The organism is Halomonas sp. A29 (assembly GCF_046723295.1).
GTDB lineage: Bacteria > Pseudomonadota > Gammaproteobacteria > Pseudomonadales > Halomonadaceae > Halomonas.
Window position 1 is genome coordinate 229,816 of record NZ_JAXQPR010000006.1, and the last position, 25,234, is coordinate 255,049.

Annotated in this window: 24 protein-coding genes; 15 read left to right on the plus strand and 9 right to left on the minus strand. The window is 65.3% G+C overall.

Features of this window, described 5'->3' with window-relative positions; all coding sequences use genetic code 11:
• The first annotated feature begins 140 nt into the window (after positions 1-140).
• Positions 141-1,229, plus strand: coding sequence for a TRAP transporter substrate-binding protein (locus tag SPH52_RS13510; RefSeq protein WP_411795553.1), 1,089 nt, complete (start codon positions 141-143; stop codon positions 1,227-1,229).
• Between the two features lie 63 nt (positions 1,230-1,292).
• On the opposite strand, the gene SPH52_RS13515 is transcribed toward SPH52_RS13510, so the two are convergent.
• Positions 1,293-1,700 carry an acyl-CoA thioesterase gene (locus SPH52_RS13515; RefSeq protein ID WP_411795554.1) on the minus strand — a complete coding sequence of 136 codons (408 nt, stop codon included), beginning with the start codon at positions 1,698-1,700 and terminating at the stop codon, positions 1,293-1,295.
• Positions 1,701-1,848: 148 nt separating this feature from the next.
• Here SPH52_RS13515 and SPH52_RS13520 point away from each other — a divergent pair, with 148 nt between their 5' ends.
• The 6 genes from SPH52_RS13520 (at position 1,849) to cysZ (ending at position 7,882) form a co-directional block, all read left to right on the plus strand.
• Entirely contained in the window at positions 1,849-2,808 is a 960-nt protein-coding gene (locus SPH52_RS13520) for a PstS family phosphate ABC transporter substrate-binding protein (protein WP_411795555.1), read from the plus strand.
• A 43-nt stretch (positions 2,809-2,851) separates the two neighbouring features.
• Positions 2,852-3,985, plus strand: coding sequence for an ABC transporter permease subunit (locus tag SPH52_RS13525; RefSeq protein ID WP_411795556.1), 1,134 nt, complete (start codon positions 2,852-2,854; stop codon positions 3,983-3,985).
• Positions 3,986-4,142: 157 nt separating this feature from the next.
• Positions 4,143-5,549, plus strand: a complete 1,407-nt coding sequence (pstA, locus tag SPH52_RS13530) for a phosphate ABC transporter permease PstA (RefSeq protein WP_411795700.1) — start codon at positions 4,143-4,145, stop codon at positions 5,547-5,549.
• Between the two features lie 17 nt (positions 5,550-5,566).
• A complete protein-coding gene (gene pstB / locus SPH52_RS13535) occupies positions 5,567-6,379 on the plus strand; it encodes a phosphate ABC transporter ATP-binding protein PstB (protein ID WP_411795557.1) in 813 nt (270 codons plus the stop codon).
• Between the two features lie 24 nt (positions 6,380-6,403).
• On the plus strand, positions 6,404-7,132 hold the full coding sequence (gene phoU, locus SPH52_RS13540) for a phosphate signaling complex protein PhoU (protein ID WP_411795558.1): 729 nt from the start codon (positions 6,404-6,406) through the stop codon (positions 7,130-7,132).
• 18 nt (positions 7,133-7,150) lie between these two features.
• Complete coding sequence (gene cysZ / locus SPH52_RS13545; protein WP_411795559.1) at positions 7,151-7,882, plus strand: sulfate transporter CysZ; 732 nt, start codon at positions 7,151-7,153, stop codon at positions 7,880-7,882.
• Positions 7,883-7,918: 36 nt separating this feature from the next.
• Here the strand turns inward: cysZ and SPH52_RS13550 are convergent, their stop codons facing one another.
• Positions 7,919-9,427 (minus strand): NCS1 family nucleobase:cation symporter-1, encoded by a 1,509-nt coding sequence (locus SPH52_RS13550; RefSeq protein WP_411795560.1) that lies wholly within the window; start codon positions 9,425-9,427, stop codon positions 7,919-7,921.
• A gap of 588 nt (positions 9,428-10,015) precedes the next feature.
• On the opposite strand from SPH52_RS13550, the gene SPH52_RS13555 reads away from it, so the two are divergent.
• From SPH52_RS13555 to preA, 4 genes are all read left to right on the plus strand, one after another.
• Positions 10,016-10,882, plus strand: a complete 867-nt coding sequence (locus SPH52_RS13555; protein ID WP_411795561.1) for a nitrilase-related carbon-nitrogen hydrolase — start codon at positions 10,016-10,018, stop codon at positions 10,880-10,882.
• A 27-nt stretch (positions 10,883-10,909) separates the two neighbouring features.
• Positions 10,910-12,352 (plus strand): dihydropyrimidinase, encoded by a 1,443-nt coding sequence (gene hydA / locus SPH52_RS13560; protein ID WP_411795562.1) that lies wholly within the window; start codon positions 10,910-10,912, stop codon positions 12,350-12,352.
• 63 nt (positions 12,353-12,415) lie between these two features.
• On the plus strand, positions 12,416-13,795 hold the full coding sequence (locus SPH52_RS13565; RefSeq protein WP_411795563.1) for an NAD(P)-dependent oxidoreductase: 1,380 nt from the start codon (positions 12,416-12,418) through the stop codon (positions 13,793-13,795).
• Complete coding sequence (gene preA, locus SPH52_RS13570; RefSeq protein ID WP_411795564.1) at positions 13,792-15,120, plus strand: NAD-dependent dihydropyrimidine dehydrogenase subunit PreA; 1,329 nt, start codon at positions 13,792-13,794, stop codon at positions 15,118-15,120. The genes SPH52_RS13565 and preA overlap by 4 nt, the downstream gene beginning before the upstream one ends.
• Before the next feature lie 47 nt (positions 15,121-15,167).
• Here the strand turns inward: preA and SPH52_RS13575 are convergent, their stop codons facing one another.
• The 5 genes from SPH52_RS13575 to SPH52_RS13595 all read right to left on the minus strand — a co-directional run bounded on the left by SPH52_RS13575 (position 15,168) and on the right by SPH52_RS13595 (position 19,518).
• Positions 15,168-15,788, minus strand: coding sequence for a TetR family transcriptional regulator C-terminal domain-containing protein (locus SPH52_RS13575; RefSeq protein WP_411795565.1), 621 nt, complete (start codon positions 15,786-15,788; stop codon positions 15,168-15,170).
• 170 nt (positions 15,789-15,958) lie between these two features.
• Positions 15,959-17,263, minus strand: a complete 1,305-nt coding sequence (gene phoR, locus SPH52_RS13580) for a phosphate regulon sensor histidine kinase PhoR (protein WP_411795566.1) — start codon at positions 17,261-17,263, stop codon at positions 15,959-15,961.
• A gap of 1 nt (position 17,264) precedes the next feature.
• The gene (gene phoB, locus SPH52_RS13585; protein ID WP_411795567.1) at positions 17,265-17,954 is read right to left on the minus strand and encodes a phosphate regulon transcriptional regulator PhoB; all 690 of its coding nucleotides are present in this window, start codon (positions 17,952-17,954) and stop codon (positions 17,265-17,267) included.
• An 83-nt stretch (positions 17,955-18,037) separates the two neighbouring features.
• On the minus strand, positions 18,038-18,931 hold the full coding sequence (gene ubiA, locus SPH52_RS13590; protein WP_411795568.1) for a 4-hydroxybenzoate octaprenyltransferase: 894 nt from the start codon (positions 18,929-18,931) through the stop codon (positions 18,038-18,040).
• Positions 18,932-18,960: 29 nt separating this feature from the next.
• On the minus strand, positions 18,961-19,518 hold the full coding sequence (locus SPH52_RS13595) for a chorismate--pyruvate lyase family protein (RefSeq protein WP_411795569.1): 558 nt from the start codon (positions 19,516-19,518) through the stop codon (positions 18,961-18,963).
• Between the two features lie 112 nt (positions 19,519-19,630).
• On the opposite strand from SPH52_RS13595, the gene SPH52_RS13600 reads away from it, so the two are divergent.
• The 4 genes from SPH52_RS13600 to SPH52_RS13615 all read left to right on the plus strand — a co-directional run bounded on the left by SPH52_RS13600 (position 19,631) and on the right by SPH52_RS13615 (position 22,695).
• Entirely contained in the window at positions 19,631-20,791 is a 1,161-nt protein-coding gene (locus SPH52_RS13600) for an FAD-dependent oxidoreductase (RefSeq protein ID WP_411795570.1), read from the plus strand.
• Positions 20,792-20,990: 199 nt separating this feature from the next.
• Positions 20,991-21,269: an HU family DNA-binding protein gene (locus SPH52_RS13605; protein WP_010625919.1), complete on the plus strand. Its 279-nt coding sequence runs from the start codon at positions 20,991-20,993 to the stop codon at positions 21,267-21,269.
• Positions 21,270-21,350: 81 nt separating this feature from the next.
• Positions 21,351-21,707: a hypothetical protein gene (locus SPH52_RS13610; RefSeq protein WP_411795571.1), complete on the plus strand. Its 357-nt coding sequence runs from the start codon at positions 21,351-21,353 to the stop codon at positions 21,705-21,707.
• A gap of 55 nt (positions 21,708-21,762) precedes the next feature.
• Positions 21,763-22,695, plus strand: coding sequence for a LysR family transcriptional regulator (locus SPH52_RS13615; RefSeq protein WP_411795572.1), 933 nt, complete (start codon positions 21,763-21,765; stop codon positions 22,693-22,695).
• 11 nt (positions 22,696-22,706) lie between these two features.
• On the opposite strand, the gene SPH52_RS13620 is transcribed toward SPH52_RS13615, so the two are convergent.
• Entirely contained in the window at positions 22,707-24,257 is a 1,551-nt protein-coding gene (locus SPH52_RS13620; RefSeq protein ID WP_411795573.1) for an aldehyde dehydrogenase family protein, read from the minus strand.
• The gene (locus SPH52_RS13625; RefSeq protein ID WP_411795574.1) at positions 24,254-25,141 is read right to left on the minus strand and encodes an NAD(P)-dependent oxidoreductase; all 888 of its coding nucleotides are present in this window, start codon (positions 25,139-25,141) and stop codon (positions 24,254-24,256) included. The genes SPH52_RS13620 and SPH52_RS13625 overlap by 4 nt, the downstream gene beginning before the upstream one ends.
• Between the last annotated feature and the right edge of the window lie 93 nt (positions 25,142-25,234).

The following is a 25,234-nucleotide window of genomic DNA, read 5'->3' on the forward strand; positions in this document are numbered from 1 at the left end:
AATCAGCGTATCAGTTGTACGTTGACGTCTACGTCAAAAGGCGGCCTTGCTGCCCAAATTGGCATTAAGCATACTCACAGACGGACACATCGCGCTTGATTAGACGCGACTCAGAACAACCACCCGGAGTCATGCTCGCCATGCAACGCCGCAATTTCATCAAGACCGTCGGCCTCGGTGCCGCCGGCGTCGTCGCCGCGCCTTTCGTTTCCACCGCCAAGGCGCAGGAAACCATCACCTGGGACATGGTCACCTCCTGGCCGACCAACTTCCCGGCCTTGGGCACCGGTGCCAATGAGTTCGCCCAGCGCATCGAACAGCTCTCCAACGGCCGCATGCGCGTTCGCGTGCATGGCGCCGGCGAACTGGTGCCTGCCATGGAAGTCTTCGATGCCGTTGCCGCAGGCACGGCCGAGATGGGCCACTCCGCCGCTTACTACTGGCGTGGCAAGGTCGCCGCTTCGCAGTTCTTCACTGCCGTGCCCTTCGGCATGAACACCACCGAAACCAACGCCTGGCTCTATCACGGCGGTGGTCAGGAGCTGTGGGACGAGGTGTACGGCAAGCACAACCTCAAGCCGTTCGCCGTCGGCAACACCGGCGCCCAGATGGCCGGCTGGTTCAAGAAGGAGATCAACTCCCTTCAGGACATGCAGGGGCTCAAGCTGCGCCTGCCGGGCCTGGCCGGTGAAGCCATGAACGGCATCGGCGTAACCACCGTCAACATGCCCGGCGGCGAGATCTTCACCTCGATGCAGACCGGTGTGCTCGACGCCGCCGACTGGGTCGGCCCCTACAACGACATGGCTTTCGGCCTGCACCAAGTGGCGGATTACTACTACACCTCGCCGTGGAACGAGCCCTCCGCGGTGCTGGAAGGTACTGTCAACCTCGACGCCTGGAACGCTCTGCCCGACGATCTCAAGGCAGTGGTGACCGAGGCGGCTCGTGCCTCCAACCTGGCGATGATCAGCGAGTTCGCCTATCGCAACGCCCAGGCGCTGGCGACCCTGGTGGAAGAGCACGGCGTGCAGCTGCGCACCTTCCCCGATGACGTCATGGAGGCCCTCTACGAGTCCTCGCAGCAGGTCATCCAGCAGCAGGTGGAGAGCGACCCCGATTCGGCCAAGGTCTACGAATCCTATCTGGCTTTCCAGAAGCTGGTGCGGCCGTTCAGCGACGTAGGAGAGTTCACCTATCTCAAGTCCCGCGAGAACGTCGGCGCCTGATAGTTCGACGCAACCGCACGACGAGGGCGCCAGGCGGCGCCCTCGTCGCATTCAAGGGTATGCTCAGCCGGTCTGGCGAACGGCGCGGATGCGGCCCTTGTCGTCGAGTGCCACCATCACGAAGCGGGCCTCGGTAACCTTGTGCAGCTCGCTGCTCTCACGTTCGTGGGGCTGGCGGATCCATACCTCCACGTCGATCTTGATCGAGCTGTGGCCGATCTCGCGCACGGCGGTGAAGATGTTGACCATCGAGCCGACACGCACCGGGCACAGGAAGTCCATGGTTTCGATGGCCACGGTGGCGGTGCGGCCATGCGCTTCACGGCCCGCGGCCAGCTCGGCGGCCTGGTCCATGTGGCGTACCAGCCAGCCACCCGGAATGTCACCGTAGAGGTTGGTATCCTGGCGATTGGCCAGTAACTTGAGGGTCAGTTGGCCCTGCGGGGCGGGCACGTCGTCGAGGTCGGTCATGGAATGTCGTAAGCTCGGCTTGTTGTTGTGGGTGGCGATATTGCATCGCAGCGGCTTCAGTGCGCCATCTTATACGCCAAGGCCAACCCTAACCAGCGCTGCGACAACCTGTCAGACCCGCTCGTTTCCCCGTATCGAGGAGCCCCGCATGATCTCCCTTCCTCAAGGTCGTGGCCGCAGGCTGCGACAGGCCTGCCTTGCCGCGGTGCTGTCGCTCGTGATGCCCATGGCCCCTGCGAGCGAGCCGGTCGGCACTCTGGGCATCGTCGGCTCCGACACCATGGCCGGGCTGATGCTGCGCTGGGGCGAGCAGCTTGGCGAGCGCCACCCGGGCATCCGCCTGCAACTGCAGGCCAGTGGCTCGTCCAGCGCCCCTCCCGCCCTGGCGGCCGGCACCACCCGGCTAGGCCCCATGTCGCGCCCGATGAGCGAGCAGGAACGTGAGGCCTTCATTCAACGCCATGGCTATGCGCCGGTGGAAGTGGAGGTGGCCCGGGATGCGCTGGCGGTCATCGTTCATCGCCACCATGCGCTGGAATCGCTGCGCCTGGCAGAGGTCGATGCCATCTTCTCACGCACCCGTCGCTGTGGCGGCGAAAGCGAGATCACGCGCTGGGAGCAGCTTGGCTTCGAGGACCGGGGCGGGCGCATCGAGCTGCATGGCCGCAATCCCGCATCGGGCAGCTATGGTCTGTTTCGCCAGCGCGCCCTGTGCGGAGGCGAATATCGCCGGCGTCTCAACGAGCACCCCGGTTCGGCTGCCATCGTGGCGGCGGTGACGGAGAGCCGCGAGGCGATCGGCTATGTCGGCCTCAACCATCTGACGCCCGGGGTCAAGCCCCTGGCCCTGGAAGATGCCGAGGGCCGGCTGAGTTTCCCTGAAGCCGAGCAGGTTCGCCAGGGTGACTATCCGCTGAGTCGGGCACTCTACCTCTATGCCAACCTGCCCCCGGGCGAGACCCTTGCAGGTCCGGAGCGGGCGCTGCTGGAGCTCATCCTCTCGGCCGAGGGCCAGCAGGCGGTCACCGAGCTGGGTTTCGTGGCGCTGTCGGAGTCGGCTTTGGAATTCCAGCGTGAGCGGCTGGGGTTGAACGGTTCGCTGCCGTGATGCTGTCATCCAACTGTCATCAAGCCGTTATACGCTGCCGATCATGATAGAGCCCTCTCCCGTTTCCTCCTCTTCCCGGCCCTTGTGGCGCAGGCAGCGCGATCGGCTGGCTACCGCCCTGATCACGGCCGGAGGCATCGGGGTGATCGTGGCGGTGCTGGCCATCGGTGTGTTCCTGGTGATGGAGGTCATGCCGGCGCTGCTGGGTGGCGCCCTCGATTCGGTGCGAATCCACATGACGTTGACGCCCATGGCCTGGGGTACGCTTAAGGCGGCCTTCTGGGCGATGGCCTTTGCCATTCCCCTGGCGCTGGGTGCTGCGGTCCATTCGGCGCTGTTCATGTCCCAGCGCTTGCGCAGCCGCGTGAAGCCCACCCTGGAGATGATGGAAGCGCTGCCCGGGGTGGTGATCGGTTTCGTTGCCGGCCTGGTATTGGCCCCCTGGGTGGAGCGCCACCTGGCGGGTTCGCTGGCGCTACTGCTGGTGTTGCCGCTGGGCGTGTTGCTGGCCGCCGCGGTATGGCGGCGCCTGCCTTCGGCAGGACGTCGCCGGCTGTCGCTGGCCCGGGCCGGGCTGTGGCTGGTGCCGTGGCTGGCCCTGCTGGTGTCGCTCACCTTTCTCCTCTCGCCCGAGCTGGAGTCGCTGCTGTTCGGCGGCGACCTGCGCGGCTGGCTGGATGCCGAGCTGGGGCTCGACTACGCCACGCGCAACGCCATGATCGTCGGGCTGGCAATGGGTTTCGCGGTGATGCCGAGCGTCTATGCCCTGGCCGAGGACGCCCTTTCCGGCGTGCCGGGCCGACTAGGAGAGGGCGCGCACGCGCTGGGTGCGACGCGCTGGCAGACCCTATGGCGGGTGGTGCTGCCTGCCGCCGCGCCCGGTATCTTCGCCGCGGTGATGATCGGCGCCGGCCGTGCCGTGGGCGAGACCATGATCGTGCTGATGGCCAGCGGCAACACCGCCCTGATGAGCCTCAGCCCCTTCGAGGGCATGCGGACCATGGCGGCAGGTATAGCCGTCGAGCTGCCCGAGGCCGTCCCCGGCAGCGAGGCCTATCTGCTGCTGATGCTGGCGGCGCTGCTGCTGTTCCTGTTCACCTTCCTGGTCAATACCCTGGCCGAGCTGGTGAGAAGCCGGCTCCGGCGTCGCTACCGCTGGCTCGGCGGTTCGCCATGAGGAGGTGCGCGTGAAGCTCGGCAAGCGCCACCTGGCCCGCTCGGAGGGGCCCTGGGCCTGGCTCGCCGCCAGCAGCGTGGCACTGTCTGTGCTGGTACTGGGCGGGTTGCTGCTGCTTATCGCCGTGCGCGGCCTGGCACACTTCTGGCCGGCATCGATGCTGCAGATCGAGCTGGACGACGGCCGGGTAGTGGCTGGCCAGGCGGTGCGCGAGCTGCCGCTGGAACGGGGTGAAGGACGAGAGCGGCTCTATTTCACCGCCAACCGTGACCTCGACGGCCATGTCTGGCACTGGCTGCCGGTCGATGCCATCGTCGCGAGCGAGCGCCCACCAGACCTGGTGGTGTTGGAGCGTCGCCGCCACGGCCAGTTCATCGGCCGACTGATCGCGGTGGCAGATGCCGGGGTGACACCGAATCATGAGCCTCAACAGGCCGCTTGGGACAGTCTCCAGGCACGGTTGGCGGCGCTGGAGCAGTTGCGCAGCGAGCGCGAACGGTTGCGCCGGGAGGTGGTCAGGCCGTTGATTCGGCGACTCGATGCCAACCCAGGTGATACCGATGCCCGGCGGGCGCTGGCCGAGGCCAACGAGCGCGTGCGCGCTTTGCAGGAAGCGATGCGCGGCGAGTTTGCTGTGCTCGAGAGCGTCGATGGGCAACGCCTGCTCCAGCCGCTCGACGAGATATTGCGCGCTTGGCAGCCCAATGCCATGTCGCTGCCGCAGAAGCTGGCTGCCTGGGCCGGCGGTGTCTGGCGTTTTCTCGCCGAGGGTCCGCGTGACGGCAATACCGCAGGTGGAGTGTGGCCGGCAATCTTCGGTACCGTGCTGATGGTGATGCTCATGTCGCTGCTGGTCACGCCCTTTGGTGTGCTGGCGGCGGTCTATCTCAACGAGGTGGCCCACCAGGGGAGGCTGACGAACCTGGTGCGCATCTCGGTGCGCAACCTGGCGGGCGTGCCTTCCATTGTCTACGGTGTTTTCGGTCTGGGGGTGTTCGTCTACGGCATCGGCGGCTCGCTCGACGAGTGGTTCTTCAGCGATACCTTGCCTTCGCCCACCTTCGGCACCGGGGGGCTGCTGTGGGCGTCGTTGACCCTGGCGCTGCTGACCCTGCCAGTCGTGATCGTTGCCACCGAGGAGGGACTGGCGCGGATCCCCGTCGAGCAGCGCGAAGGCGCCCTGGCGCTGGGTGCCACCCGCTTCGAGACATTGTCCCGGGTGGTTCTGCCGATGGCGGTGCCGGCCATGTTGACCGGAGTGATCCTGGCGGTGGCCAGGGCCGCCGGGGAGGTGGCACCGCTGCTGCTGGTGGGCGTCGCCAAGCTGGCGCCCCAGGTGCCGGTGGACGGCGAGTTCCCCTTCCTCCATCTTGAACGCAAGTTCATGCACCTGGGCTACCACATCTACGATACGGCGTTTCACGGCAGCGACGTGCAGGCGGCCATGCCACTCGTGTATGCCACGGCGCTGCTCTTGGTGCTGGTCATCCTGGTGCTTAACCTGACTGCCATATTTCTGCGGCACTATTTTCGCGTGCGTCACGGTGTGCAGCCGCGTCCATGAAGAGGTAACACTCACCGATGACCTTGCCGTCCCGCTTCCAACCCGTCTCGGGTTCGATCATCGATTTTCCCCCTGAGGCCAGCTGTTTCCAGATCGAGGGCCTGGGCCTGGCCTATGGCGGCAAGCCGGCGCTGCGGGGGGTCTCTCTGCGGGTGCCCCGGCACCGGGTCACGGCCTTCATCGGCCCGTCGGGGTGTGGCAAGTCGACCCTGCTGCGTGCGCTCAACCGGCTGCACGATCTCAACGAGGAAGTAAGCCACGAGGGCAGGATCCTGCTCGAAGGCGAGAACATCCACGCGCCCGAGGTGGCCGTAGACGAGCTGCGCCGACGCGTCGGTATGGTGTTCCAGGTGCCCAACCCGTTTCCCATGTCGATCTACGAGAACGTGGCCTTCGGTTTGCGCCTGCAGGGCGGGCTGACGCGTCGGCGCATGGACGACATCGTCGAATGGGCGCTGAACGCCGCGGCACTGTGGGACGAGGTGAAGGATCGTCTGCGCGCCTCGGCCTGGTCGCTCTCCGGCGGCCAGCAGCAGCGCCTGGTGATTGCCCGCTCACTGGCGGTTCGCCCCGAGGTGCTGCTGCTCGACGAGCCGGCCTCGGCGCTGGACCCGATCTCGACGCTCAAGATCGAAGAGCTGATTCGCGGCCTGAAGTCGCAGCTGACGCTGATACTCGTGACCCACAACATGCAGCAGGCGGCGCGGGTCTCCGACTATACCGCCTTCCTGCAGGACGGCGAACTGGTGGAGTACGCCCCCACCGACACCCTGTTCACCAACCCCAGCCTGCGTCGTACCGAGAACTACATCACCGGCCGCATGGCCTGACCGAGGCCGCCCGAGGAGAAAACAATGGACATTACCAGCGATACCCATAGCCAGCACATCTCCCGCCAGTTCAACCAGGAGTTGGAGGCGCTCAAGACCCAACTGATGACCATGGGCGGGCTGGTCGAGCAGCAGGTCCAGGAGGCGATCCAAGCGTTGCTCGAGGGCGACAGCCGCCTGGCCGAGAAGGTGCGCGACCGCGATCGCGACGTCAACGCCATGCAGCTCAAGATCGACGACGAGTGCACGCGGGTGCTGGCGCGGCGCCAGCCGGCGGCCTCCGACCTGCGACTGGTGCTGGCGGTGATCCGTGCCACCGCCGACCTGGAGCGGATCGGCGACGAGGCGAGCAAGATCGCACGCAACGCCCTGACCTTGATCGACGGCGGCAACAACGTGCGCGGCCTGGTCGAAGTACGCCATATCAGCGAGCACGTGCGGCGCATGCTGCGCGATGCGCTGACGGCATTCGCCCGCTTCGACACCGAGCTGGCCCTGCAGGTAGTGCACGAGGACGACTCGGTGGACGATGAGTACGGCAGCGCCATGCGCTCGCTGATGACCTTCATGATGGAGGACAGTCGAGCCATCGGCCCGGTACTCAATGTGATGTGGATCTTGCGCGCGCTGGAGCGGGTCGGCGATCATGCCGACAATCTCGCCGAATACGTCATCTATCTGGTCAAGGGGCTCGATATCCGCCACATGGACACGGCCCAGATCGACGAGAACGCCCTGACGCGCAAGGAATAATCCACTCAGAGGATACCGATGCTGGACGCCTTCACGGCCCTCAACCGCGGCACGCGGCTGGTCTACAGCCGCGGCCTGCGCCGCTACGTCTACGCTCCGATCGCCGTCAACCTGGTGGTCTATTCGGCCATGCTCTACTACGTGGTCAGCCACTTCGGCGGCTGGCTGGATAGCTGGATGGCCATGGTACCGGCCTGGCTCGGCTGGCTGGAGTGGCTGATCTGGCCGCTGTTCGTGGCGAGCCTGGTGCTGATCGTATTCTTCACCTTCACCCTGGTGACCCACCTGATCGCCGCGCCCTTCTACGGCTTCCTGGCGGCCAAGGTGGAGGTGCAGGTTACCGGCAGGCCACCCCTCGACGACCGCGGCCTGGCGCGCACCGCGGTGGATGCCATGGGGCGCGAGCTGGTCAAGCTCGGCTACATCCTGCCGCGAGCGCTGGCGCTGTTCGTCATCAGTTGGATACCCGCGCTCAATGTCGTCGCCCCCTTCCTGTGGGTTCTGTTCTCGGCCTGGATCATGGCGATCACCTACCTCGACTACCCCATGGACAACAACAAGGTGAGCTTCGCCAGCATGCGCCGCCGGCTCTCCTCGCACGCCTGGCAGACCCTCACCTTCGGCGGCTGGGTGACGCTGATCACCTGGATCCCGCTGGCCAACCTGTTCCTGCTGCCCGGCGCCGTGGCCGGCGCCGTGCTGATGTGGGACCGCCACTATCGCGGCGAGCGTGATATCGCCGCGATTTGAAGGGCGCTCTAGCCGAGCTTTATCATTCGGCTCGCCTCACAGGTGGCGCTCCATATCGATGGCGGTCACAGGTACGGCTCGACCGGCGGGAGTCAGCATCAGGCTGGTGACGTAGTAGAGTACGGCGCCAAGCAGCGAACCGGTGAACCAGCCGTAGTCGTAGAACCAGTACATGGTGCCGGTGGCCAGCGACAGCAGGGTCAGGGAAACGGGAATGCCGAAGGCGATGAAACCGGCCAGGTTGAAGGCGGGGTAGGCCCGGCCATCCTGGTAGAGGCTCGGCACGTCGAGCCGCTGGCGCTTGATCAGGAAGTAGTCCACCGCCATGACACCCGCGATGGGACCCAGCAGGCTGGAATATCCCAGCAGCCAGTTCGAGTACATCTGCTCCAGCGAGACGCCGGCACCGATCACGCCCAACTTTTGCAGCAAGTCGTAGCCCATCAGCAGCACGCCCACCAGACCTGTGATCAGCACGCCGCGGGTATGGTCGATCAACTTGGGCGCAACGTTCTGAAAATCGTTGGTGGGAGAGACGATGTTGGCCGCCGTGTTGGTCGAGATCGTGGCCACTATGATCAGCACCATCGCGATGCCGACCCAGAACGGGTTGTCGATCATGCCGATGAGATTGACCGGGTCTGCGATGGTTCGACCGACCAGGGACTCCGAGGCGGCCGTCATCACCACGCCGAGGGCAGCGAAGAAGAACATGGTCAGGGGCAGGCCCAGCACCTGTCCTACGATCTGATCCTTCTGGCTTCTGGCGAAACGACTGAAGTCGGGAATGTTGAGCGACAGCGTGGCCCAGAAGCCCACCATGGCCGTCAGGCCGGCAAGGAAGTAGCCAACGACCGAAGCGCCTTCCGGACGCGAAGGAGGCTGTGCCAGCAGTTCGGTCATCGACATGTGCGGCCAGGCCCAGAACATCAGCCCGATGCCAACCGCCAGCAGCAGGGGGGCGGCCAGCGTCTCCAGCCACTTGATCGACTCCGCCCCGCGGATCACCACGTAGAGGTTCATCGCCCCGAAGACGAAGAAGCCGATGACTTCGCCAACGCCCCCCAGCGCCTGCCAGGGCGGGAAGAGCGCTGCCAGAAGCAGATGGATGGCCAGGCCGCCGAACATGGTCTGGATACCGAACCAGCCGCAGCCGACCAGAGCGCGAATCAGGCAGGGTACGTTGGAACCCAGGATGCCGAACGAAGAGCGCAACACCACCGGGAAGGGAATGCCGAACTTGGTCCCGGGAAAGGCGTTCAGCGTCAGCGGAATCAGCACGATCACGTTGGCGAGCAGTATCGCCAACAGGGCTTCGCCCACGCTGAGCCCGAAATAGGCGGTCAGAACACCGCCAAGGGTATAGGTGGGCACGCAGATCGACATCCCGACCCAGAGTGCGGCGATGTTCCATTTCGACCAGGTCCTTTCGCTGGCCTTGGTGGGTGCAATGTCGTCGTTGAACCGTGGGCTGTTGCGCAAGTCGTCGCCTACCTCGAGTTCGATCAGGCCCTTCCTGTCCAACATCCTCGATGACTGGGTCATTTTGTTGTTCTCCGTCACTAGGTGCAAAGCTTATTGTTGTGTTGGTCTTGTCGGTAAGAAGCAATAACTGTGCCCATTACCATTTGGTCGGCTGGCTCCCGCGCCGAATTATCCAAGCTCGAGACATTCTTCCGAATGCTAAGCATGTGTTTTTAAAGCTGACTTATTCGACAACAATATGCAGAGCGAGCTGTTAAAAGGCTGCTGAGGAGTGCTTCAGCTCCCGGCAGGGATCGCCACATGACAGACTAGACACTTTCCAGATTGGTTCAAGATTTCTTAACAGGCTAATGTTACATTCGGATGCTTTCAATTAACTTACTGATATTTAAATAAAAATTTAAAAATATCCATGTCGCCATTGATGGTGCGAGCATCCACCATTTTGGTGAAAAGTAAAAGATGTAACGATAATTTCCTTGTTCTACAAGAGCTTGAGAAAGTCGGTGAAAAATTGAACGATTGAACCTTGATATCCTGCAGGCAAGCATCTAATTTCAAAAAGCTGTCTGTTGAGTCAGCTTTTTCTTTTCCCTTGCCTGTGTGGAAGGCGCAGGCTGAAAAACAATCACAAAGGGATCGAACTCCATGCAGAAGATGACGATCGGCCTGATCCAGATGGGCCTCAAGACCAGCACCGACCTGGAACCCACGGCGATCCGCGATGCCATGAACGAGGCACACCTGCCGCTGATCGAGCAGGCCGCCCAGGCCGGCGTGCAGGTGCTCTGCTTTCAGGAAATGTTCAACCAGCCCTATTTCTGTCCCAGCCAGGACCCGAAGTGGTATGCGGCCGCCGAACGGGTACCGGACGGCCCCACCTGCCGAATGATGCAGAAGCTTGCCGCCGAGCATCGCATGGTGATGATCGTGCCGATCTATGAGGAGACCGTGACCGGCATCTACTACAACACCGCTGCCGTGTTCGATGCCGATGGCAGTTACCTGGGCAAGTATCACAAGACCCACATTCCCCAAGTTGCCGGCTTCTGGGAGAAGTACTTCTTCAAGCCGGGCAAGTCGGACTGGCCGGTTTTCGATACCGCCTACGGCAAGATCGGCGTCTACATCTGCTACGACCGTCATTTCCCCGAGGGCTGGCGGGCGCTGGCGCTCAACGGTGCCGAAGTGATCTTCAATCCCTCGGCTACCGTGGCCGGGCTCTCCCAGTACCTCTGGGAGCTTGAGCAGCCCGCTTCCGCCGCCGCCAACGGCTGCTTCATTGCCGCCATCAACCGTGTCGGCACCGAGGCGCCGTGGAACATCGGCGAGTTCTACGGCAGTTCCTACATCGTCAATCCGCGCGGGCAGATCGAGGCGCAGGCCAGCGACAAGGCGGACGAGTTGCTGGTCCATGAGATCGATCTCGCGATGGTTCGTGAGATACGCAACAACTGGCAGTTTTTCCGCGACCGTCGCCCGGAGGCCTATGGGCGTCTCACCGACGGCGAATGAAGACAACAACGAAAGGAGAAACGCGACATGAGCCTCTTGATTCGTGGCGGAACCGTGGTCACCCATAGCGATAGTTACCGGGCCGACATCCTGTGTGCCGACGGCAAGATCCAGGCCATCGGCCTTGGGCTCGACGCTCCCGCGGGCGGCGAGGTGATCGACGCCGACGGCATGTACGTCATGCCGGGCGGCATCGATCCGCACACGCACATGCAGTTGCCCTTCATGGGCACCGTCGCCAGCGAGGACTTCTACACCGGCACTGCCGCGGCGCTGGCCGGCGGTACTACCTCGATCATCGACTTCGTGATTCCCAACCCCGGCCAGTCGCTGATGGAGGCCTTCGAGACCTGGCGCGGCTGGGCCGAGAAGGCTGCCGCCGACTACGCCTTCCATGTCGCCATCACCTGGTGGGACGACAGCGTGAGCGAGGAGATGGGCACCCTGGTGCGAGAGCACGGCGTCAACAGTTTCAAGCACTTCATGGCGTATAAAGGCGCCATCATGGCCACCGACGATATTCTGGTGCAGAGCTTCTCGCGCTGCCTGGAGCTTGGTGCGATACCCACGGTGCACGCCGAGAACGGCGAACTGGTCTACCACATGCAGCAGAAGCTGCTGGCCGAGGGAATGACCGGGCCCGAGGCGCATCCACTCTCGCGGCCGCCACAGGTCGAGGGCGAGGCGGCGAGCCGCGCCATTCGCATCGCCAGCACCCTTGGGGCCCCCATCTACCTGGTGCACGTCTCTACCCGCGATGCCGTCGACGAGATCGCCTACGCGCGGCAGCAGGGCCATCCGGTCTATGGCGAATGTCTGACCGGCCATCTGGTGCTCGACGACAGCGTCTACCAGGACACCGACTGGGGGCGCGCCGCGGCCCACGTGATGAGCCCGCCGTTCCGCCCCAAGGGGCATCAGGAGGCGCTGTGGCATGGCCTGCAGTCGGGCAATCTGCAGACCACCGCCACCGATCACTGCTGCTTCTGCGCCGAACAGAAGGCCGCCGGGAAGGACGACTTCACCAAGATTCCCAACGGTACCGCTGGCGTCGAGGACCGTATGGCGGTGCTGTGGGATGAAGGCGTCAACAGCGGCAAGCTGTCGATGCACGACTTCGTGGCGCTGACCTCTACCAACACCGCCCGCATCTTCAACCTCTACCCGCGCAAGGGCTCGATACAGGTCGGTGCCGATGCCGACCTGGTGGTGTGGGATCCCAGCGGCACTCGCACCATCTCGGCTGAGACCCATCACCAGAACGTCGACTTCAATATCTTCGAAGGCAAGACAGTGCGCGGCATACCCCGTCACACCGTGAGCCAGGGCAAGTGGGTATGGCGCGACGGGGAGCTGCGCGCCGAACGCGGTGCCGGCCGTTATCTGGAGCGCCCGGCCTACCCAGGTGTCTTCGACCTGCTCAAGCGTCGCGCCGAACTCCACGCACCGCAGGCGGTAAAGCGCGACTAAGGACGCCGTGACCGGCGGCGTTCAGTCCGGTGACATACAGCCAAGAACAACGAGGTAACGACCGTGACCCACTCCTTGAATCACCTGCCCCGGGTCGGTGAAGCCCCGGCCTATGACGCGACCCGGCTCGCCGAGGGCTTCCGTGATCTGCATCCGCCGCTCAGCGAACGCCAGGCGCAGATCGAGAGCCAGCGCTGCCTGTACTGCTTCGATGCTCCCTGCATCGAGGCGTGTCCGTCGGACATCGACATCCCGCGCTTCATCCGTCAGATCGGCGAGGGCAACATCAACGGTGCCGCACATACCATCCTCGAACAGAACATCCTGGGCGGCAGCTGTGCGCGGGTCTGCCCCACCGAGATCCTCTGCGAGCAGAGCTGCGTGCGCAATCATCATGAGGAGTGCCAGCCGGTGCTGATCGGGCTCCTGCAGCGCTACGCCACCGATCACATGCGCTTCGACGGGCATCCGTTCCGACGTGCCGCCGACAGCGGCCGCCACGTGGCGGTGGTCGGCGCCGGCCCGGCGGGGCTCTCCTGCGCCCATCGCCTGGCAATGCTCGGCCACCGGGTGACGATCTTCGAGGCCGAGGCGAAGCCCGGCGGGCTCAACGAGTACGGCATCGCCCGCTACAAGATGACCGACGATTTCGCCCGCCGCGAGGTCGAGTTCCTGCTCGGCATCGGTGGCATCGAGATTCGCCATGGCCAGCGGCTGGGGCGCGAGCTGGAGCTTGCGCAGCTGCGAGACGACTTCGATGCGGTCTTCCTTGGCCTGGGGCTCGGCGCCAGCCGCGAGCTGGGCCTGACCGGCGAATCGGCCCCGGGGCTGATGCCTGCCGTCGACTATATTCGCGAGTTGCGTCAGGCCGGCGATCTGGCCGAGCTGCCATTGGCGCGTCGTTGCGTCGTGATCGGCGCCGGCAATACCGCCATCGACATGGCGACCCAGATGGCCCGGCTGGGTGCCGAGGAGGTCACGCTGGTCTATCGGCGGGGCGCCGAGGCGATGTCGGCTACCGGCCACGAGCAGGAGATCGCCAAGGCCAACGGCGTGCGCATGCTGACCTGGGCCAGGCCCCTGGAGGTATTGCTCGATGGCGAGGGACGGGTAGCCGGCATGCGCTTCGAGAAGACGCGCGACGAAGCCGGCCGCCTGACGGGCACCGGTGAGACCTTCGATATCGCCGCCGATGCCATCTTCAAGGCCATCGGCCAGGGCTTCGACGGCGCCAGCCTCGGCGACCCGCTGGCGGCGGGCTTGGCTCGCGACGGCGAGCGAATCCAGGTCGGCGACGACTTCCAGACCTCGCTCCCCGGCGTCTATGCCGGTGGCGACTGCATCGCCCCGGGGCAGGATCTCACCGTACAGGCGGTGCAGCACGGCAAGCTTGCCGCACGCGCCATCCACCAGGCCCTGATGCTTCAGCAGGAGGCCGCATGACAGCGCTTTCCAATGAGTCGAGCCGCGAGCTCGTGAATGGCGTCGATCTCTCCGTCGACTTCGCCGGCATCCGGGCGCCGAACCCCTTCTGGCTGGCGTCTGCCCCGCCCACGGACAAGGCCTACAACGTCGTGCGTGCCTATGAGGCGGGCTGGGGCGGCGTGGTGTGGAAAACCCTCGGTGAGGATCCGCCCGCGGTCAACGTCTCGTCACGCTACTCGGCCCATTTCGGCAAGAACCGCGAAGTGCTTGGGTTCAACAACATCGAGCTGATCACCGACCGCTCGCTGGCCATCAATTTGCGTGAGATCACCGAGGTCAAGAAGGCCTGGCCCGACCGCGCGCTGATCGTGTCGCTCATGGTGCCCTGCGAGGAGGCCGCGTGGAGACACATCCTGCCACTGGTCGAGGCCACCGGGGCCGACGGCATCGAACTCAACCTGGGCTGCCCCCACGGCATGCCGGAGCGTGGCATGGGCGCCGCCGTGGGGCAGAATCCGGATCTGATCGAGCAGGTCACCCGCTGGTGCAAGCAGTACTACTCCAGGCCGGTGATCGTGAAGCTGACCCCCAACATCACCGACATTCGTGCCCCGGCCCAGGCCGCCCTGCGCGGTGGCGCCGATGCGGTATCGCTGATCAACACCATCAACTCCATCACCAGCCTCGACCTGGATGCCATGGTGGCCCGCCCCACCGTCGGCAGCCAGAGCACCCACGGCGGCTACTGCGGCAGCGCGGTCAAGCCCATCGCCATGAACATGGTCGCCGAGATCGCCCGCGACGCTGCGACTCGCGACCTGCCGATTTCCGGTATCGGGGGGGTGTCCAACTGGCGCGACGCGGCGGAGTTCATCGCGCTGGGGGCCGGCAGCGTGCAGGTGTGTACCGCCGCCATGCTGCATGGCTTTCGTATCGTCGAGGAGATGAAGGACGGCCTGTCGCGCTGGATGGCGGAGAAGGGTTACGGCTCGATCGCAGCGTTCTCCGGCCGGGCGGTGGCCAACACCACCGACTGGAAGCACCTCGACATGAACTTCAAGACCATCGCGCATATCGACCAGGACAAGTGCATCCAGTGCGGGCGCTGCTACATCGCCTGCGAGGACACCTCGCACCAGTCCATCGCCAAGCTGGTCGATGCCAGCGGTGCGCGGCGCTACGAAGTGATCGAGGAGGAGTGCGTGGGCTGCAACCTGTGCCAGATCACCTGCCCGGTGCAGGACTGTATCAGCATGCTGCCGCAGCAAACGGGCAAGCCCTACATGAGCTGGGAGGAGGATCCGCGCAACCCGTTCCGTAAAAGTGCCGCCAGTGCCCTGTAGCGTCGTCGGCGACACCTCTTCGGGAGGTGTCGCCGTTCCTGCGGCCCTCAGGGAGAGAGGCCGATTCCGCGCAGGATCACCCCGGTGACCGACTGTACCGCCTTCTCGAACTGCAGGTCATCGAGGGGGTGGTCGTCGTTGAGCAGGGCGATCTGATAATCGAAATCGGCGTAGTGCTGGGTCGAGGCCCAGATCATGTAGAGCAGGTAGGAGGGCTCCACCGGCAGGATGCGGTCGTTCTCGATCCATTCGCGAATCTTGGCTTCCTTGAGCTTGGCCCACTCGTAGAGATTCTCGCGTAGCTCCTCCTTGAGCATGGGGGCGCCATGCATCACCTCCGCTGCCCAGACCTTGGAGCCGTGAGCACGGCTGCGTGAGTGCTGCATCTTGGCCCGAATATAGGTAGCGAGAACGATGCGCGGATCGTCGTAGAGCTCGAAGCAGAGTGCATCCTGTTTCCACACCTCGAGCAGCTCCAGCAGCACCTCGCGATAGAGCTCCTCCTTGGTGGAAAAGTAGTAATGCACATTGGACTTAGGCAGTTCGGCGAGCTTGGCGATGTCGCCCATCGAGGCCCCTGCATAGCCTTTTTCCGCGAAGACGCACTCGGCGGCAAGCAAGATACTTTCCCTGTTCTGACGCCTGATCTCGTCCTGTTTCCTTGCCATTCAGGAGTCCCTTGCAGTGCCCGTGCCGTGTCGTTGTCGAAGTCTGTGCGGCGGGGCTGATACGATAAAAATGGTTAAAAAACAATCTACTAATACGGAGCATACACAAGAATGAGACGCAGCGACAGTCGTGCTTCAAGCCTCGCGGTTGCGTCTGGTGCCGGTATGGCTCAGCCAGCGGCCATTTCCGCCGCCGCCAGGCGGGAAGCGGGGAACACGCAGCGGAACAGGGCGCCGTGGCCGGGGTGGGATTCGATCTCTAGATAGGCGTCGTGGCGCAGCAGCACGTGCTTGACGATGGCGAGCCCCAGCCCGGTGCCGCCGCTTTCGCTGCTGCGCCCCTTGTCGACCCGGTAGAAGCGCTCGGTGAGTCGGGGAATGTGAACCGGGTCGACGCCCTCGCCGTTGTCCTCTACTTCCAGGCAGGCGCCCTTGGGATGCGGTTTCCAGCGCAGCACGATTTGGCTGCCCTCGGCGGTGTAGCGCACCGCATTGGAGGCCAGGTTGGACAGCGCGCTGTGGATCTCCGCATCGCTGCCGAGCAGATACCGCTCCTCCTCGACCTCGACGCGGACCTGCTGGCGTCCCGCCGCCAGCGCCTCGGCGTCCTGGCGCACCTCCTCGAGCAGCGCCGGCACGGCCAAAGGCAGGTGATCCTCGCCGCCCTGGTCGATCTCCAGCCGCGACAGCAGCAGCAGGTCGTTGACCAGGCTCTGCATGCGGGTGGTCTGCTCCTGCATACGGATCAACCCCTGGGCCAGGCGCGATGGTAGCTGCTCGGCATAAGTGGAATAAGTCTCGAGATAGCCCGCCAGTACGGTCAGCGGGGTTCTCAACTCGTGGGAGACGTTGGCGACGAAATCGCGGCGCATTTCTTCCAGGCGGTGCAGGCGGGTGATGTCGCGCGCCATCACCAGGCGCTCGTCGTCGCCGTAGAGGGTGATCTGGAACTGCAGCACCTTGCGTTCGTCGACCGGTGAGGTCAACGTCAGTGGCTCGCGGTAATCACGGGCGTTGAAGTAGGCGACGAAGCGCGGGTCACGCACCAGGTTGGTGATGTGCTGGCCGCGGTCGTGGGCGGCCTTGAGTCCCAGCATGCGCTCGGCGGCGCTGTTCCACCACTCCAGGTCGCCGTGTGGGTCGAGCATTACCACGCTGTCGCGCATCGCCTCGGAGGATTCCTGGATGCGCTTGAGAGTCGCCTGCAGGCGGTGCTGGGTGTGTCGCTGGCCCTTCTGGTAACGATAGAGGCGGTCGAACAGCTCGCCCCACAGGCCGGTCGCCGCGGGTGGTTCGCTGTGGGGATTGCGGGTCAGCCAGCGACGCAGGGCGTGCAGCTGGCGTAGATGATAGACCAGGCGCAGGGCGATCCCTGCGGCGAGCCCGAGCCCCGGGGCCGAAAACATCCAGCCGATCAGGCTGCCGGCAACGGCGAGCAGCCCGAGGCGCCAGAGTTCATGGCTCCAAGGACGCATGTCAGCCCTTGTTGGAGAAGCGGTAGCCGGTGCCGCGCACGGTCTGGACCAGGTGCTGGTGGGCGTCGCCCAGCGCCTTGCGCAGGCGGCGGATGTGCACATCCACGGTGCGTTCCTCGACGTAGACGTTGCCGCCCCACACCTGATCGAGCAACTGGCTGCGGGTGTAGGCGCGCTCCTGATGGGTCATGAAGAATTGCAGCAGGCGGTACTCGGTGGGACCCATCTCCAAGGCCTTGCCATCGGCGCTGACGCGATGGCTGACCGGGTCGAGCATCAAGCCATCCACTTCCACCGGCTCCTCGACACCCCTGGGGGTCGTGCGGCGCAGCACCGCCTTGAGCCGGGCCACCAGCTCGCGGGGCGAGAAGGGCTTGGTGATATAGTCGTCGGCACCCGCCTCGAGGCCCTGGATCTTGTTGTCCTCCTCGCTCTTGGCGGTGAGCATGATGATCGGCAGCTCACGAGTGGCTTCCTCGCGCTTCAGCCGGCGCGCCAGCTCGATGCCGCTGGTGCCGGGCATCATCCAGTCGAGCAGCAGCAGGTCGGGTTGGTTGTCGACGATCATGCTGTGGGCGCTCTGCGCGTTGGCAGCCTCCAGCACGCGATAGTCGGCCATCTCCAACGCCACCGCGATCATCTCGCGGATCGGCGCTTCGTCATCGACGATCAGTACGGTCTTGGCGGTCATCCCGAAGCCTCGCGGTCAGTGACGGGTCGGTGACGATCTCACCACGCCATCATGACAGTTGGATGACACCGTCGCCAGCGGCTTCAGGCGCTGGTGACGGGCCACAGGTTCAGGGCGATGCCGGCGAACACCAGCAGCCCCGACCAGTGGTTGTTGAGGAAGGCCTGGAAGCAGCGTTCGCGCTTGCGCTCACGTATCAGGAACTGCTGATGAACGAAGGTGGCGGCCATGCCCGTCAGGCCCAGCCAGAAGAACACGCCGAGCCCCAGGCGAAGCCCGACCCAGCCCAGCAGCCCTAGCGTGACCAGTTGCAGCAGGCCGATGGCGGCGCGGTCGGCGCGGCCCAGCAGCACCGCGGTGGACTTGATGCCGATCTTGAGATCGTCGTCGCGGTCGACCATGGCGTACTCGGTATCGTAGGCCACCGTCCAGGCCACGTTGGCGGCGAACAGCAGCCAGGCCTCCAGCGGCACATGGCCGAGCACGGCACCGAAGGCCATGGGGATCGCCCACGAGAAGGCCGCGCCGAGGAAGGCTTGCGGCAGGTGGGTGTAGCGCTTCATGAACGGATAGATGAAGGCCAAGACCACGCCCACCAGGGAGAGCAGGATGGTGAACAGGTTGGTGAACAGCACCAGCACGAAGGCCGCCGCGACCAGGCTGGCGAACAGGAACTTGGCCTCGTACTCGCTGATGCGCCCGGTCGCCAGCGGTCGATTCCTGGTACGTTCGACATGGCCGTCGAAGTGGCGGTCGGCGTAGTCGTTGATCACGCAGCCCGCCGCGCGCATCAGGTAGACCCCGGCCACGAAGATCAGCAGTAGGTGTCGCTCGGGAAGCCCCGCCGAGGCCACCCACAGCGCCCATAGCGTCGGCCACATCAACAGCCAGGTACCGATGGGGCGGTCCAGCCGCATCAGGTGCAGGAAGTCAGGCAGGCGGGCGAGCCCCTTGGGGCGCATCAGAGAGCGATCCATCGGTGTCTCCTCATTCGATGGCGATCATCCTAGCGCGATGGCAAACCCAATTCATCCGCCATCTCATCAAGGAAGAATTCCTGCACCAGCACGGCGAAGCGGCCGTGGCGGAACACCGAACGCCGCCCCCAGGGGCCGGTTAGGCAATGGAAGGGCGCAGGGGCGGCCGTGACCTCGATGGGGCTGCGCACCAGGTCGGGCTGGCGGAACAGCCAACTGCCCAGTGAACGCTCGCCGAGCCGCTCGAGCCGCTGGCCGCGCATCTGCGCCAGCGGTGCCACCGAACGGGCCACCACCCAGGGCCGCTCGCCGAGGCACAGCGCCACTTCCCGCAGCCAGGCGAGGCGGTCGAAGGGAAGCCCCAAGGCCTGGGCTTCGTCGCGTTGCGGTTTGCCCAGGCGCTGGTCGAGCAGGCGCACGCGGAAAGAGCGGCCGGCACCGGCCTCGATCAGTCGCGCAGTGAGTGAATCCTGCGTGGCTACCCAGGCCCACCAGGCCGGACTCATCGCCGGTCGGCCCGCAGCCAGGGGGCGCCAAGGGGCAGAAAGACAGGTATTGGCATGGCGCTCCGCGTGGTTCCGGGCCACCGGCACTCTCCGGGTCGAACTAGGGGCGCATAGTGTAACATGCGGTTCTGACACGATTCCCCGTGCTGGGTCGCGCCATTTGGTCACGGCCCAGCCATCGGCGAGGAGTTCCATGACCGCACCTCTTACCATCATCGGCTCCGGCATGGCGGGCATCGGCCTGCTCAAGCAACTGCGTGGGCTGGATGCCGAACGCCCCATCACCTTGATCACTGGCGATAGCGGTGACGACTACTCCAAGCCGCTGCTTTCCACCGGCTTTGCCAAGCACCTCCCCCCGGAGCGGCTGGCGGCACGTTCGGCACTGGAAGTGGCCGACCAGTTGGGTGCGGTGGTGCGCACCCATACCCGAGTCGATGCCATCGACCCGGCTGGACGCTGCCTGCACATCGGCGAGGAGCGCCTGGCATGGGGAGAGCTGGTGCTGGCCACCGGTGCTGCCCCCGCCGTGCCTTTTGCAATTCCCGAAGCGCTTGCCGGCCGCGTCTTCACCATCAACGATCTCGACGACTACCGCGCCTTTCATGCTGCCTTGGAAGCGCTCGGTCGGCGGGCCCGGGTGGTGATCGTCGGTGCGGGCCTGGTGGGCTGCGAATTCGCCAATGATCTGATAGCGGGTGGCCATGCGGTAAGCCTGGTGGCGCCGGAGCATGCGCCCTTGCCGCGGCTGCTGCCGGAGCCGCTGGGTCGGGCGCTGGGCGAGGCATTCAGCGAGGCGGGTATGGTTCTGTACCTGGGGCGTGGCCTGAAGCGACTGGAGGCGGCTGGCAGCGATATCGGCGTGACGCTCGATGACGGCGAGAGGATCGAGGCCGATCTGGTCCTGGTGGCCACGGGCTTGCGCCCGCGTAGCGAGCTGGCCTTGACGGCAGGGCTGGAGGTGGATGCCGCGGGGATCCAGGTCGATCGCTACCTGGCCACGTCGGCTCCCGGCATCCATGCCCTGGGCGACGTGGCCTGCGTGGCCGGGGTCAACGCCATGTACGTCCAGCCGCTGCAGGCCAGCGCCAAGGCACTGGCACGCACGCTCCACGGAATGCCCACCGAAGTGAGCTACGGCGCCTGGCCGGTCCTGGTGAAAACACCGCTGCTGCCGGTGGTAGCGCTACCGCCGCTGTCGGTACCGGCCCGCTGGCGAATCGAGGGCGAAGGCTCCGATCTGGCCGCTTTCGCCGAAGATCAAGACGAACGTTTGATCGGCTTTGCGTTGACAGGAGCCTGCGTGAAGCGGAAAGTTGAGCTGGCGCGAGCGGCGCCGCCGTTGCTAGGCTAGTGACGTCACCGTTCCGGCCGGTTTATCGATTCGGTTTCGGCGGTCATCGTGCTTGACGCTTCAAGAGCAAGGGACGAACCCACGCAAGGGGAACGGGCTCTCCCGGGGAAGTGGCAGGCGGCTCGAGCTTCACCATTGATGAATAACAACTTACCGGCAACGTTGCCGGGGAAATAGCCAATACCAGGAGGGCTGTAGTATGCGTAAGCCAGAACTAGCTGCGGCGATTGCCGAGCGTGCGGAACTTTCGAAAGACAAGGCCAGCCAGGTGCTCAACGTCATCCTCGACGAGATCACCGGCAGCGTGGCCCAAGGGCAGGATGTATCACTGATCGGGTTTGGTACCTTCACCGTGCGTGAGCGTGCCGCCCGCACCGGCAAGAACCCCCAGACCGGCCAGCCGCTGGCCATTCCGGCCAGCAAGACCGTTGCCTTCAAGCCGGGCAAGGGTCTCAAGGACGCCGTCGGCAAGGGCTGATTCGGAACGACGGATCCTCTCGTGGCGCGGCCTGTCAGTCAGGCCGCGGTACCTCTTCTCCTCGCTCGAATCGGACTCGACATGAAGCTGCGACTGATGCTGTGGCTGCTGGGTTTGATGCTCAAGCGTGCCCTGCGCCGCAAGCCGGGTTTCCGCCAGGCGCTCTCCGAGACGCACCGCCTCGATTGGGGCATCGCCACCGAGGACCTATCCATCGCGCGTCATTTCCGCATGTCGCCCGAGGGCATCGAGGTTGGCCCAGGGCTACCGGTGGACCTCGACCTGGAGCTGCGCTTCGACGATGAAACCACTGCCATTCGTGTACTGCGCAAGCCGACCCAACAGGCCTTTCTCGACGGCATGATGGCCGGCAAGGTGCGCCTGGTCGGTGACTCGGGCGACCTGAAGAAGCTGCAGAAACTGCTCAAGCAGCTTTGATTCTCCGCCTCGCACCAACCTTCGACCCAAGCCTTTCTTGATGGCATGACACGACGTGGATATCCCTCACCAGCGGCTGGTCTACTTCAGAGTCACCCTGGAATCGGGCTCGGTGCGTCAGGCCGCCGCCCGTCTCGACATTGCACCGTCGGCGGTGAGCCGACAGCTCAATCTGCTGGAAGACGCGCTGGGAGCCACGCTGCTGGAGCGCAATCGCACCGGCATCCGGCCCACGCCAGTCGGCGAGATGCTGCTGGAGTACTGCGAGCGCCGCGGCGCCCTGGACGAGAGCTTCATTGCCTCGCTCGAAGCCTACCAGCGGCTGGAGACCGGCACCGTGTCGCTGGTGGTGGGAGAGGGCTTCGTCGGTGATCTGGTGGCCAAGCCGCTGCGCGAGTTCACCGAACGCTATACCGGGATCCAGATCGACATCCACCTGGCCGGTACCTCGGGCATCATCGAGGCAATCGTCGACGAGCAGGCCCATATCGGCCTGATGTTCCATGAGCGCACTCACCACCAGCTGCGCTTCTGGGTGTCGAGCCCGCAGCCGTTGATGGCCATCCTGCCGCCCAACCATGCGCTGGCCTCACAGGCCGAGCCCCTCACCCTGGCCCAACTGAGCGAAGAGCCGATGGCGATGTGGGATCCCAGCCACCAAGTGCGCCAGATGGTGGATGAGGCGTTCCAGCAGGCGCGGCTGCGGCCGCGCATGGCCATGAACACCAACTCCATGGCGATTCTCGCCCAATACGTGCGCAGCGGCATGGGCATCACCCTGCTGCCGGCCTTCGCCGTCGCTGGAGACCTGGCCGAGGGGCGCCTGGTGGCACGCAGTGTCGACGACCCCTTGTTCCAGCGCTCCCAGGCGCACATGGTCACTCGCATCGGGCGCCAGCAGCCCAAGGCCAGCGTGCTGCTGCTGCGCCATCTGCAACACTGGATGCAGGCGTTTCAGGGCGTCGGGGCATCTACCAAGGCGCCCTGACGCGGCGGGTTCTAGCCTATGCCGCTGCCGTAACCCATCGCCACGCTGGCCTCGGCGCCGGTTTCTACCCAGACGCTCTGGGGTAGCGTGTACTCGCGCAGGCCATCGATGCCGCTGGAGCGGCCGAAGCCGCTGTCGCCGAAGCCGCCGAAGGGTGACATCACGCTGATCGCCTTGTAGCCGTTGATCCACACCGTGCCGGCACGCAGGCGGGCGGCCACGCGGTGAGCGCGAGCAGGGTCCTGGGTCCACACTGCGCCGGCGAGGCCGAAGCGGGTGTCGTTGGCCAGGCGTACGGCATCCTCCTCGTCATCGAACGGCATCGCCACCAGCACTGGGCCGAACACCTCCTCACGGGCGATCTCCATCTCGGGCGTGACGTCGACCAGCACGGTGGGGGCCAGGAAGTAGCCCCGTGCCTCCTCGGGCAGGCTCGCGGGGCGGCCGCCGCCGACTATCACCCGCGCTCCGGCGGCCACGGCATCTTCAATCATGCGCATCACGTGGGCATACTGGCGGGCATTCTGCAGCGGCCCCATGCGCGTCGCCTCGTCGTCGGGCAGCCCGACTTCGATCTCGGCGGCGGCGCGAGCTAGCCGCTCGGTTACCTCTTCGAATACCTCTCGCTGGATGAGAAGCCGCGAACCGGCCACGCAGCTCTGCCCCGCCGCGGCGAAGATCGCCGCCTGGGCGCCGGCCACGGCGGCGTCGAGCCTGGCATCGGCGAAGACGATGTTGGCCGATTTGCCACCCAGCTCCAGGACGCTTGGCACCAGGCGGCGCGCGCCGGCCTCGGCGATCAGCCGCCCGCTCTGGGGCGAGCCGACGAACACCAGCTTGCCGATGCCTTCGTTGCCGGTGAGCGCCGCACCGGTAGTCGGGCCCAGCCCGTTGACGATGTTGATCAAGCCGCGGGGCAAGCCGCCCCGTTCCAGCAGCCTGGCGATCACCACCGAGGTGAATGGCGTGAGTTCGGAGGGCTTGAGCACCACGCCGTTGCCGGCGGCGATGGCCGGGGCGAGCTGCCAGGCGCAGGTGAACATCGGCGCGTTCCACGGCGTGATCTGGCCGACCACGCCGTAGGGCACATGGCGCACGTAGTTGAGGTGCGTGGTGGGCACCGGAATCACCTCGCCGTGCTGCTTGTCGCACCAGCCGGCGTAGTACTCGAACATCTCGCGGACTTTGCCCACCTCGCCGCGACAGTCGCGGATCGGCTTGCCGGCGATGACGCTCTCGAGCTGGGCCAGGGCCTCCTCATGGCCCATCAGGCCGCTCACGGCCGCGTTCATGCGCCGGCCGCGCTCACTGGCGGTTAGGGTCATCCATGCCGCTTGCGCCCGGGTGGCAGCCTCGATGGCTTGCTCGACCAGGGCGGGGGCGGCATCGAGATAATCGAGCAGCGCCTCGCCGGTGGCGGGGTCGATCAGCGTGATCGTCTCGCCCTCGCCCGGGCAGGGTGCGGCGTCGATCCAGTTGGAGAGCGGTACCTTGCCGTTCAAGCCGAAGCGATCGAGCAGGGCGTCGAGGCGTTCGCGGGCCTGGCGTGTGAGTCGGTTCATTGTTCGGCCTCCTCGGTTGGGCTGACGGTGTCCAGCAGTGCACTGACGATACGATTGAAGTCGTCGCCGTCGGCGGGACGCTCCGGGTTGGTGTGCCACGCCTCGACCACGGCGGCGAGCAACCCAGGCGCCATGCCCAGGCGCTCGGCGGCGTCACGAGCCAGGCGCAGGTCCTTGCGCATCAGGCCGGTGGTGAAGCCGGAGTCGAAGCGGCCCGAGAGAATCCACTCGGGGAAGTTGACCTCGCTGACCGCGCTGCGCCCCGAACCGCTGTTGAGCCCGGCCAGGCAGGCCGTGGGGTCGACCCCTGCGCGGGCGGCCATAGCCACCGCCTCGGCGGTGGTCAGCAGGTGCGCGGCGCAGAGGTAGTTGTTGGCCAGCTTGACCACATGGCCGCTGCCTGGCCCGCCGACGTGGGTATATCTGGCCGACATCGCCTCGAGCATCGGCGCCAGGCGCTCGATGGTGTCCGCTTCGCCGCCGAGCAGCATGCCTAGCTTGCCGTTGGCTGCCCCCTTGGGGCCACCGCTGACCGGGGCATCGAGCCACTCGAGGCCGGCGGCCTGCACCTTGGCGGCCAGCTCTCGGCTGACCGCCGGGTCGGAGGTGGAGGTATCGACGATCACGCTGCCCTTTGGCGCCAGGCCGAGCAGCCCCGGGGCGGTCTCGATCACCTCCCTGACCTGGGCCGAGGTGGGCAGCGACAGCAGGTAGACGTCGCTGGACGGGAGTTCGTCAGGTGCGGCCACGGCAAGCCCCCGAGCGGCCAGACCCTGGCGGGTACTCTCGAACAGATCGCTGCCGGTGACATCGAAGCCGGCGGCTTTGAGGGTGAGGGCCATGTTGCCGCCCATCTGGCCGAGGCCGATAACACAGATTTTCATTGCCGTTCCTCTGAAGACGGTAGGTGTCGTTTGGCGCGTGCGCGTGTCCGGGCCGCAGCGGGGCAGCGGCCTACTCGAACAGGGCGGGGAGTA